1 protein-coding gene is annotated in these 466 nt (G+C 62.2%); it reads left to right on the plus strand.

Annotated elements, in window-relative coordinates:
- On the plus strand, positions 1 to 466 hold a 466-nt coding region (locus U5A65_RS40775; protein WP_321949737.1), incomplete at both ends, for an NAD-dependent epimerase/dehydratase family protein.

Below are 466 nucleotides of genomic sequence, written 5' to 3' on the forward strand. Positions count from 1 at the left end.
TGCGTGCCTCGCACAGCGCGTGCAGTTTCTGTACGCGTCGTCGGCGGCGATCTATGGCGGCTCGACGCGCTTTGTCGAAGAACGCGAAGTCGAAGCGCCGCTGAACGTATACGGCTATTCGAAGTTCCTGTTCGACCAGGTGATCCGCCGCGTGCTGCCCACGGCGCAAAGCCAGATTGCGGGCTTTCGCTACTTCAACGTGTACGGGCCGCGCGAGACGCACAAGGCGCGCATGGCTTCGGTGGCGTTCCACAACTTCAACCAGTTCCGCGCCGAAGGCCGCGTGAAGCTGTTCGGCGAATACAACGGCTATGCGCCGGGCGAGCAGACGCGCGACTTCGTCTCCGTCGAGGACGTCGTGAAGGTCAACCTGTTCTTCTTCGATCATCCGCAGAAGACGGGCATCTTCAATCTCGGCAGCGGCCGCGCGCAGCCGTTCAACGACATCGCCACGACCGTGGTGAAT

Source organism: Paraburkholderia sp. J10-1 (genome assembly GCF_905220165.1).
GTDB lineage: Bacteria > Pseudomonadota > Gammaproteobacteria > Burkholderiales > Burkholderiaceae > Paraburkholderia.